The sequence below is a fragment of the uncultured Pluralibacter sp. genome, from assembly GCF_913775985.1.
Classification (GTDB): Bacteria; Pseudomonadota; Gammaproteobacteria; order Enterobacterales; family Enterobacteriaceae; genus Pluralibacter.
This window is the reverse complement of record NZ_CAJYMB010000056.1, coordinates 1-9,319: the sequence shown is the minus strand read 5'-3', so window position 1 is coordinate 9,319 and position 9,319 is coordinate 1. Positions and strand designations below refer to the sequence as shown.

9 protein-coding genes are annotated in these 9,319 nt (G+C 57.8%); 3 read left to right on the top strand and 6 right to left on the bottom strand.

Annotated elements, in window-relative coordinates:
* Together QZ766_RS06705 and QZ766_RS06700 are read right to left on the bottom strand one after the other, a co-directional pair.
* Positions 1 to 949: BapA prefix-like domain-containing protein (locus QZ766_RS06705; RefSeq protein ID WP_297199169.1), on the bottom strand; the 949-nt coding region annotated here is incomplete at its 3' end.
* A 118-nt stretch (positions 950 to 1,067) separates the two neighbouring features.
* Positions 1,068 to 2,333, bottom strand: coding sequence for a TolC family outer membrane protein (locus QZ766_RS06700; protein ID WP_297199166.1), 1,266 nt, complete (start codon positions 2,331 to 2,333; stop codon positions 1,068 to 1,070).
* Positions 2,334 to 3,085: 752 nt separating this feature from the next.
* On the opposite strand from QZ766_RS06700, the gene QZ766_RS06695 reads away from it, so the two are divergent.
* Genes QZ766_RS06695 through QZ766_RS06685 form a run of 3 tightly spaced genes read left to right on the top strand, consistent with a single transcriptional unit; the run spans position 3,086 to position 6,911 of the window.
* Positions 3,086 to 3,814 carry a gluconate 2-dehydrogenase subunit 3 family protein gene (locus tag QZ766_RS06695; protein WP_297199163.1) on the top strand — a complete coding sequence of 243 codons (729 nt, stop codon included), beginning with the start codon at positions 3,086 to 3,088 and terminating at the stop codon, positions 3,812 to 3,814.
* A gap of 2 nt (positions 3,815 to 3,816) precedes the next feature.
* A complete protein-coding gene (locus QZ766_RS06690; protein ID WP_297199160.1) occupies positions 3,817 to 5,592 on the top strand; it encodes a GMC family oxidoreductase in 1,776 nt (591 codons plus the stop codon).
* Positions 5,593 to 5,609: 17 nt separating this feature from the next.
* Positions 5,610 to 6,911 (top strand): cytochrome c, encoded by a 1,302-nt coding sequence (locus QZ766_RS06685; RefSeq protein ID WP_297199157.1) that lies wholly within the window; start codon positions 5,610 to 5,612, stop codon positions 6,909 to 6,911.
* A 40-nt stretch (positions 6,912 to 6,951) separates the two neighbouring features.
* On the opposite strand, the gene ccmI is transcribed toward QZ766_RS06685, so the two are convergent.
* The 4 genes from ccmI to QZ766_RS06665 form a co-directional block, all read right to left on the bottom strand.
* Positions 6,952 to 7,818: a c-type cytochrome biogenesis protein CcmI gene (gene ccmI, locus QZ766_RS06680; protein WP_297199154.1), complete on the bottom strand. Its 867-nt coding sequence runs from the start codon at positions 7,816 to 7,818 to the stop codon at positions 6,952 to 6,954.
* Complete coding sequence (locus QZ766_RS06675) at positions 7,815 to 8,276, bottom strand: cytochrome c-type biogenesis protein (protein ID WP_297199150.1); 462 nt, start codon at positions 8,274 to 8,276, stop codon at positions 7,815 to 7,817. Before QZ766_RS06675 ends, ccmI begins: the two co-directional genes overlap by 4 nt.
* Positions 8,273 to 8,827, bottom strand: coding sequence for a DsbE family thiol:disulfide interchange protein (locus tag QZ766_RS06670; RefSeq protein ID WP_297199147.1), 555 nt, complete (start codon positions 8,825 to 8,827; stop codon positions 8,273 to 8,275). Before QZ766_RS06670 ends, QZ766_RS06675 begins: the two co-directional genes overlap by 4 nt.
* Positions 8,824 to 9,319 (bottom strand): cytochrome c-type biogenesis CcmF C-terminal domain-containing protein (locus QZ766_RS06665; protein ID WP_297199144.1); only part of this gene is annotated, 496 nt, incomplete at its 5' end. The genes QZ766_RS06665 and QZ766_RS06670, both read right to left, overlap by 4 nt.

The following is a 9,319-nucleotide window of genomic DNA, read 5'->3' as shown; positions in this document are numbered from 1 at the left end:
CGTTAAGGGTGATGGTTAACGCGGTGTCTTTAGGCAGATGGTTGCTGGCACCGGAAATGGTGAATCCTTTGCCCTGCTCAGCGGCGTTGATCACGTTATCACCGGCCGTGGTGGCAAGGGTAATCGTGGCATCTGCTGAGGTGATGGTCAGGGTAATATCGCCAGCAGGAGTGACTTTGCTGCCGTCAATCTGCACCACGGACCAGGAGTACTCGCCGTCCGCCTGCTTAGGAATAATAACTGACCATTTGCCGTCTTTGTCGACCTGCGCGCTGGCGATGGTGTTGCCTTTGCTGTCTTTAATCTGGATGGTCGCGCCCGGCTGGCCGGTACCGCTGAAGGTCGGTGAGTGGTCATCAGTAATGTCTTTGGAAGCCAGCACGCCCTGTTTGGCACCGACCTTATCGCTCACGATAAAGGTCGGTTTGGCATGCTCAACATCGCGGGTGTTATCGACCACATCTTTGTGGTGCTTATTATGCCCGCCATCATGGCTTAGAAGCGCGCCAACAGCGCCGCCTGCCAGCACCCCGCTGGCAACCCATGCCAGCAGATCATCGGTATCGCTTTGATGCTCAAGAAAAGGCTCAATGCTGGAAATAGGCGCAGAGTGAGCGGTTAGCTCTACAGGTGCCAGGCCATTAACATCGTTAACATCGCTGAAAGTGACATGAGTAAGGTGCTGGTTGTCATTAAATACCAGCTCCGAATGGAGTTTGCCGTCCGGATCTTCAATAAAGTAGTTGGTGCAGCGGATCACGCTGCCGTCTTTCATGTAGATAAGAAGATCTTTACCCTGACGGACGTAGCGCGCCACGTCCTGGGCCGAGCCGTGAATCTCCACCACGCTAGGTGCAGAAACGACTACAGAGAGGTTACCCTCTCCACGCAATACTTTCTGTTCGGCTGTTTTACGAATAATCACATCAACAATTTTTACGTTACTCATATAACTCTCCTTGCCGGGGGCATTTCCATGTCGTCCCATCCCAGAGGATTATGTATCCCTGGAAAAGCTCCCGTTGTGCTTGAATATATTTTGGCGGCCGAAGCCGCCTGTTATTTGATCATCCGAGATCGGGTAGTCTTGCCCCTGCGTTTTTATCAACACCTACCGCAGGTAATAAATTATCGACTGCTGCTTCATAATTAACGGCTGCGCTCCAGCCGTCATATTCGGCGATTATTTTTGAGGAGGTAGCCTGCCAGACATCCTGCTCAACGCTGAGCAAATCGTTAATGCTTCTTTTGCTTAGCGTATATTCATTTTTATAAACATCCCTGGCGCGCAGCGCCGTCTCAAGCTGTAAACGCCCGGCCCTTTCCCTGCCGCGCGCGCCTGACCAGTCGGCCATTGCCACAGACGCTTTTTGCAGCACATCAAAACGGGCCTGATCGACCTGGGTTGCGGCCATGGTTTTCGCGCCCTGCGCCTGGCGCACACGTGCAGAAACGGCGCCTCCCTGGTAAAGGGGCGCCTCAATGTTCAGCTGGATTTGATCGTCCCAGTAGGAACCGTTGTTCGACTGGTATCGTGTTCGCCCTCCCCTCAGGCTGAGGGTCGGCCAGTGCTGGGACTCGGTTTTTTGGATTGCAAAGTCCGCCGATTTCTCCATCGACTGAGCGGCAAGCACCGCCGGTACCAGCGAGTAGTCGATGTTGTCCAGCGAGTCCTGCTTAATTGTCATTGACGCCGGAAGGGGTAAAAAATTGAGTGAATCAATGCCGGTCAGCACCGAGAGTTTGGCACGCGAACTGCGCAGGGCTGATTCATATTGCTCCAGCGTTGCCTGCATACCGGCGATACGGGTCTGGGTCTGTAGCTCATCGGAGGTTGAGCTCAGGCCCGCATCTGCGCGTAATTTCGCAAGCTGCTGCACATTTTTAAGCGCCACAATATTTGCCTGCGCAGCCTTAACCAGCGCCGAATAGCGGAGGATCTCCACATAGTTAAGGGACGTTTTAGCTGCTACTTCGGTCAGGGTCGCCATTAAATCGTAGCGGTAGCTCTCCTGCTGGGCTTTGGTTTGGTTGATGGCGTTGTTGGTTTTGCCAAAATCGTAGACCAGCTGGGTCAGGCTCATGCCCCAGGCTGCTGAGTTTTTGAGGGAACCGCTTGAGTCGGTGGTGCGATTGCGCCCGGTATTACCGCTCAGCGAAATCTGCGGCATCCAGGCACTTTTTGCTTCATCGATTTGCGCCTCGCCAATGCCCATTTGAGCGGCCTGGCGGCCGACCGAAGGGTCGCGATCGAAAGCAAACAAAATAGCCTCCTTTAAGGAGACCTGGTTTATTGAAACGGCACCCGGCGATACGCTGTAATTCGACGCCATGGCTGTGCCAGAAATTGCTACTGGTGCGATTAGCAAGCAAGCAAGCCAACGAAAAATATTTAACCTCACAGTATCCGTCCTGATATTTCCCTGTTCCCGATTAGAGGTGATGCCTATTACGTAGGGCTAATATTATTTTTATTCAGCATCGCATGGTCACAGGCTTCATTAAGAGAAAACCTGTCTTTAGATCACCTATAAGCGGCCAAAATCTTTAAACTTTAAGTCTTATAAATGACTAAGAATTTCCCTCAAGTTCGAAGAATTTTCCTAAGAATAACCCATGGGAAAAATACTCACCATACCCTTAATGTTAATAAGGTGTTATGAAATAGAATAAAAGCCCCATACTCATGGAGCAGTTCCCGTATGCTGTAACTTATGCCTTTAAAAATACCCTTAATTTACAACAGGTAATAAACTTAACTCCCTGCACATTTTTGCGTTAATTTTTCTTATTACTTAACTCAAAGTTTTTAAAAATATTGTAAGCATCCTCATTATTAGTCTGGCTTAACCCGATTAAATCTCAGCTTAAGTTCGAGATTTTTAAGAAGCTTTACCCAGATTCACTCAGGAAGCACCCCTACCCTAAGCGGCTCCCTGAGCCCATTGCTTACTTTTTGCGCCATCCGCAGGGAAAGCGCGCAATGTTAATGCTATCCATACTATTAGTGTGGTAAATAACGCATGTAGACCTTGTTAAAAGCGTTAACAAGTTACTGACAATGAAGCAATGACAGGATAGTCCTATGAAAAACAAGATGCAGGATACTGCTCCCCCCAGAAGGCGTTTTCTGAAACAAACCTTATCTCTTATCCCCCTCGCCGCCGCCGGCTCCGCGCTTAACGTGCTGCCGGCTCGTGCCGAGCCGCCCTCCGGCGGCAGCGGCGTCAGCAAGGATTACGTCCCTACCTTCTTCAATCAGGAGGAGTGGCGTTTCGTGCTGGCCGCCGCCGACCGGCTTATTCCTGAAGATGACAACGGTCCCGGCGCGGTGAGCGAAGGGGTACCGGTCTTTATCGATAAACAGATGGAGCTGCCCTACGGCTACGGCCACCTGTGGTACATGCAGGCACCGTTCGCCAGTGCCGAGCCGGAGCTGGGCTATCAGTCAAGTCTCGTGCCGCGCGAAACCTGGCGGCGCGGGATTAATGCCGTCAACGCGCACTGCCGCCAGCAGTTTCAGAAGCCCTTCGCCGACCTTACCGCCGCCGAGCAGGATGAGATATTGCACCAGCTCGATGACGGCAGGCTCACCTTCAGCAATGTCGACGGCAAGCTGTTCTTTACCCAAATGCTGGAAAACGCCAAAGAGGGCTATTTCGCCGATCCGCTGCACGGCGGCAACCAGACGCTGGCCTCGTGGAAGCTGATTGGCTTTCCCGGCGCCCGCGCCGACTACCAGCAGGTTATGGACAATCCCGGCAAGCCTTATCCGCTGGGCCCGGTGAGTATTTCCGGTAAAAGGAGCGTGTAAAGATGAGCATTAAAAAAGCACCGGTTGACGTGGTGATTGTCGGCTTCGGCTGGACGGGATCGCTGATGGCCAAAGAGCTGGCGGACACCGGCCTGAAGATTGTGGCACTGGAGCGCGGCGAGATGCGCAGCACCTGGCCCGACTTCGCCTATCCGCGGATGATGGACGAGTTAACCTACGGTATCCGCCTCAAGCTGTTTCAGGACGCCTCGAAAGAGACGGTCACCGTACGCCATACCACGTCGCAGACCGCGCTCCCCTACCGCCGCTTCGGCTCCTTTCTGCCGGGCAACGGCGTCGGCGGCGCGGGCGTCCACTGGAACGGCATGTTGTGGCGCCCGCTTGAAGCGGATTTGAAAATGCGCAGCACGGTGATTGAAAAGTACGGTGCCGATTTCATCCCGGCCGATATGACAGTACAGGACTATCCCTTCACCTATGACGAGATGGAGCCGTTCTTCGACAAGTTCGAGAAAATCTGCGGCACCTCCGGGCAGGCGGGCAACGTTCAGGGCAGCACGGTGGAGGGCGGCAACCCGTTTGAAGCACCGCGCCAGAACCCCTATCCCACTAAACCGCTCAAGCCCCAGTACTCCGGGATCCTGTTCAGCAAGGCATCGAAGGAACTTGGCTACCATCCGTTCCCGATCCCGGCGGCCAACTGCAGCGAACCCTGGACTAACCCCTACGGCGTGCAGCTCGGGGTGTGTAACTATTGCGGCTTCTGCGAACGCTTCGCCTGCTTTAACGACTCGAAGGCATCACCGCAATCCTGCGTGCTGCCGGCCCTCAAGCAGTACGACAATATCGAGCTGCGCACCCAGTCCCACGTTCTGCGGGTCAACACGGATGCCAGCGGCACCAAAGCAACCGGCGTCACCTACATAGACGCTAACGGCGAAGAGGTTGAACAGCCTGCGGATCTGGTGGTGCTGAGCGCCTTCCAGCTGCATAACGTGCGCCTGCTGCTGCTGTCTAAAATCGGCAAGCCCTACGATCCGCATACCGGTGAAGGCGTGGTGGGCCGCAACTATGCCTATCAGATGAACGGCGGTATCAAGCTGTTCTTCAATGAAGACCACACTTTTAACCCGTTCGCCGCCACCGGCACCTCGGGGATCTTTATCGATGACTTCAACGCCGAGAACTTCGACCACGCGGGGCTCGGCTTCGTGGGCGGGGCGACCATTTCGGCCACCATTACCGGCGGGCGCCCCATCCAGCAGATGACCGCGCCGAAAGACGCGCCCAAGTGGGGCAGCGGCTGGAAGCAGGCAATCAAAAAGAGCTATCTGCATACCATGAGTATCGGCTCGTCCGGCTCGGTGATGCCCTATAAGCAGTGCTATCTGGATCTCGACCCGACCTATAAGGATCTGCACGGCCAGCCGCTGCTGCGCATGACCTTCGACTGGCAGCACAACGAGCTGAAGATGACCAACTTCATCGGCGGCAAGGCGGAGCAGATTGCCAAACAGATTAACCCCACGCATTACGAAATGGGCTTTATGAGCATGGACGCGCACTATGACGTGCGGCCGTATCAGTCCACCCATACCACCGGCGGCGCGGTAATGGGCGACAACCCGAAAACCAGCGTGGTGAACAAATATCTGCAGTGCTGGGACGTGCCGAACGTGTTCGTGCTGGGAGCCTGCTGCTTCCCGCAGAACCTGGCCTACAACCCGACCGGTATCGTCGGCGCGACGGCGCTGTTCGCCGCCCACGCCATCCGCACGCAATATCTCGCCCATCCCGGCCCGCTGGTTCAGGCATGACAGAAGGAAGGAATCTTATGAGTACGCAACGGAACACGAGGTTTGCCCTGCTGCCGCTGGCCCTGCTGGCGGCGTCCGTCCAGGCGCAATCCGCATCTGACATTAACCTTGATAACGCGAAAGCGCTGGTGGCCGCAGGTGACTGCGTCGCCTGCCATACCGGGCCGGGGGCGAAGCCCTTCACCGGCGGGCTGAAAATGTCCACGCCCATCGGGGCAATCTACTCCACCAACATTACGCCGGACAAAGAGACCGGCATCGGCGACTACAGCTACGAGGACTTTGCCCGCGCCCTGCGCGACGGCGTGGCGAAAGACGGGCACAACCTTTACCCGGCGATGCCCTACACCTCGTTTGCCAAAATCAACGATGACGACATGCATCTGCTGTACGACTACTTTATGACCCAGGTTGCGCCGGTGAAGCAGGCCAATCGCGACAGCGATATCCCCTGGCCGCTGAGCATTCGCTGGCCGCTGGCGGTGTGGAACATGATGTTCCAGGACGACAGCCGCTTTACGCCGGATCCGAAACGCAGTGAGGAGTGGAATCGGGGCGCCTATCTGGTGCAGGGCCTGGGCCACTGCGGCACCTGCCACACGCCGCGCGGTATCGCGTTCCAGGAAAAAGCCAGCGATCAGCACGATCCGGCTTTCCTCACCGGCGGTACGCTGGAGGGCTGGCACGCCCCGGATCTCACCAGCAACATGAAGAGCGGCATTGGCCGCTGGTCGGTAGACGAGATTGAGCAATTTCTGAAAACCGGCCAGACCGCGCACAGCGCCGCGTTTGGTTCCATGACAGAGGTGATAGAGAACAGCACCCAGCACCTGAGCAGCGCCGATCTCAAGGCGATTGCCGTTTATCTGCGATCGTTGAAGTCGTCTGAGGCAGAGGCGGCTGCACCGAAAGCGTCCGATGCCACCACTGCCGCGCTGATTAAAGGTGACGTCAGCCGGCCCGGCGCGCAGGAGTACGTGGATAACTGCTCGGCCTGCCACGGCCTCAGCGGCAAAGGCTACGCCAACACCTTCCCGGCGCTGGCGCATAACCCGGTACTGCTGAGCGACGATCCCTCTTCGCTTATCAGCATTACCCTGCGGGGCAGTAAAATGGCGGTCACTCAGGATAAGGTGACAGGACTGACGATGCCGGGCTTCGCGTGGCGTCTTGACGACGCACAGGCGGCCCGGGTGCTGACGTTTATCCGCAGCAGCTGGGGTAACGATGCGCCGAAGGTTGACGCGTCAGACGTGAGCGCTATTCGCAAAGAGATACCCGATGAGGAGCTTAAGCAGCAGCCTTCCCTGAAGCCGTAACCGGCTTCCTGCCGCCGGGCGTCCGCCCGGCGGCGTTTCCTTACTTACTTTCCGTCTTCAGTTTCTGCTCGGCGCTGGCGATGCTGCGCTCGACAACGCTGCGGCGGCTGTCAGCGGGAGGAAGCACCTGCAGCATTTTCTGCCAGGCGCTGATGGCCTGCGGATACTGCTCCCGGCCGTAGGCGCTGAACGCAATAAGCCCGAGCACCTGCGGGTCGCCCGGCTCCTGCTGGATAAGCTCTTTCAGCAGCACGTCCGCCACCCGGCGATCGCTTTCATCGGGCGAGCGCAGCAGGATCTCCGCGTAGCCGGTTTTCACATCGCGCCGCTGCGGCGCCATCCGCCAGGCGCGCTCAAACGCCTGGGACGCGAGGGGATAGTTATCCAGCACCACGCCGATGCGCCCCAGCACCACCCAGCTGTCGAGGTTATCGGGGTTTGCCTGCAGGCGGGTACGCAGCCCCAGCGCCAGATGCGACAAATCGTTGACGGTGAGCGGATCCCGCCCGGGATTCATCGCCCGCTGCAGCAGCGCCGGGGTCTGCCGGGTTATCTGCTGCCATTCGCTGACCTGCATCAGGCTGCTGGTGCTGAAAAAGGTTCCCAGGGTCAGCGCCACCAGCGCCACCGCGCCCGGCAGATAAACCCACTGTCCGGCACGCCTGGCGCGCACCGCCGCCGACGGCGGAATATCATCCAGCAGGTTTTTCTGCAGGTCCGCTACCAGCGCCTCGCGCTGCTGCAGATCGACGCTGTCGCTGTTGCTCTCCAGCTCGTTCAGCCGCTGGCGGTAGATAAACTGGTTGAGGCTGTCGCGGCTGATATTGCGCTTATCCGACCAGGGTACAAACAGCAGCCCGACGCTGACAGCCAGCAGCAGGGCAATCACAATCCACATAGCGGTCATCGCGGCGTCCTTTTATCTTCATCCAGCAGCGCCTGCAGGCGCTGCTGCTCGTTCGCATCCAGCCCGGCAGCAGCGTTAGACCGCCTGCTGCTGCGCCAGATAACTATGCCGCCGCCGAGAATAAACAGCGCCGGCAGCAGCCATAAAATGAGGGTCGACGGCGTTACCGGCGGTTCGTAAGTCACGAAATTGCCGTAGCGATCCACCATATAGTCGACGATCTCTTCCCGGCTCTTGCTCTGCTGCATCAGCTCATACACCTTCTGGCGCATGTCGTGGGCAATCATCGCGTTAGAATCGGCGATGCTGTTGTTCTGGCACTTCGGGCAGCGCAGCGCCCCGGTAAGCTCGCGGAACTGCTGCTCCTGCGCTTCACTTTTAAATTGCCAGGTGTCGATGGCCGCCGCGGCGGCAGCGCTGAACAGCACCAGCAGTGCGGCAAATATCACTCGCTTCACGGCGCCTCCCGGCTGTATTTCTGCCACAGGGGCAGCAGCTCCTGCTGCCAGATTTGCGCATTCATCTCGCCCGCGTGGCGGTAGCGGATAATGCCCTTGCCGTCGATGAGAAAGGTTTCCGGCGCGCCGTAAACCCCGAGATCCAGCCCCAGCATCCCGCTGCCGTCAAACAGGCTCAGGGCGTAAGGGTTGCCGAGGGTCTTAAGCCAGGTCACCGCTTTCTGCCGGTTGTCCTTGTAATTCATACCGACAATGCGCACGCCCTGGGCGGTAAGGCCGTTGAGATACTGATGCTCGGCGCGGCAGGTCGGGCACCAGGTAGCCCAGACGTTCAGCAGGAACGGCCTGCCGTTAAGTAGCGCATCGCGCCCCAGCTTTTCATCCGGATTGTCGAGCGACGCCAGGTTAAAGACCGGCAGCGGTTTACCTACCAGCGCCGACTCCAGATCGGTGGGCCTGTCGCCGTCGGCGTTGCGCATCAGCTGCCACATCAGGGCCAGGGCCAGCACCAGAAACAGCGCCAGCGGAATAAAAAGCAGCTTGCGGTTCATTGCGCCTCCTTGAGGTTTTTGCGCAGGCGATAGCGCGGATCGAGCATGCACAGCAGTCCGCCGAGAGCCATCAGCCCACCGCCGTACCAGATCCAGCGCACAAACGGTTTGTAATAAAGACGCACCGCCCAGCTGCCGTCGTCCAGCTCTTCACCGAGGGCAGCATACAGATCCCGCGTCAGCCCGCCGTCGATGGCTGCTTCGGTCATCACCTGGCGGCTGGCGCTGTAAAAGCGCTTCTCCGCCCGCAGGGTAGCTTCATGATGCTCCCCGCGCCGGACGTCGATAATCGCCGCGCCGCCGCTGTAGTTGGGGCCGACGATGTTGTGAATGTCCTGGAAGGTGAAGTGATAGTGGTGGATATCGACGCTGTCGCCGGGCTTCATGCGCACGTCACGCTCCACGCTGTAGTTCTGGCTAAAGGCGATCCCAACCACGGTCACCGCCATGCCAACGTGTCCGGCCACCATGCCCCAGTGGCTGCGGCTGAGC

Bases quoted from the DNA above. Each gene is read 5' to 3' on its own strand.
- QZ766_RS06700 (WP_297199166.1), bottom strand. From the start codon at position 2,333: ATGGCGTCGAATTACAGCGTATCGCCGGGTGCCGTTTCAATAAACCAG.
- QZ766_RS06695 (WP_297199163.1), top strand. From the start codon at position 3,086: ATGAAAAACAAGATGCAGGATACTGCTCCCCCCAGAAGGCGTTTTCTG.
- QZ766_RS06690 (WP_297199160.1), top strand. From the start codon at position 3,817: ATGAGCATTAAAAAAGCACCGGTTGACGTGGTGATTGTCGGCTTCGGC.
- QZ766_RS06685 (WP_297199157.1), top strand. From the start codon at position 5,610: ATGAGTACGCAACGGAACACGAGGTTTGCCCTGCTGCCGCTGGCCCTG.
- ccmI (WP_297199154.1), bottom strand. From the start codon at position 7,818: ATGACCGCTATGTGGATTGTGATTGCCCTGCTGCTGGCTGTCAGCGTC.
- QZ766_RS06670 (WP_297199147.1), bottom strand. From the start codon at position 8,827: ATGAACCGCAAGCTGCTTTTTATTCCGCTGGCGCTGTTTCTGGTGCTG.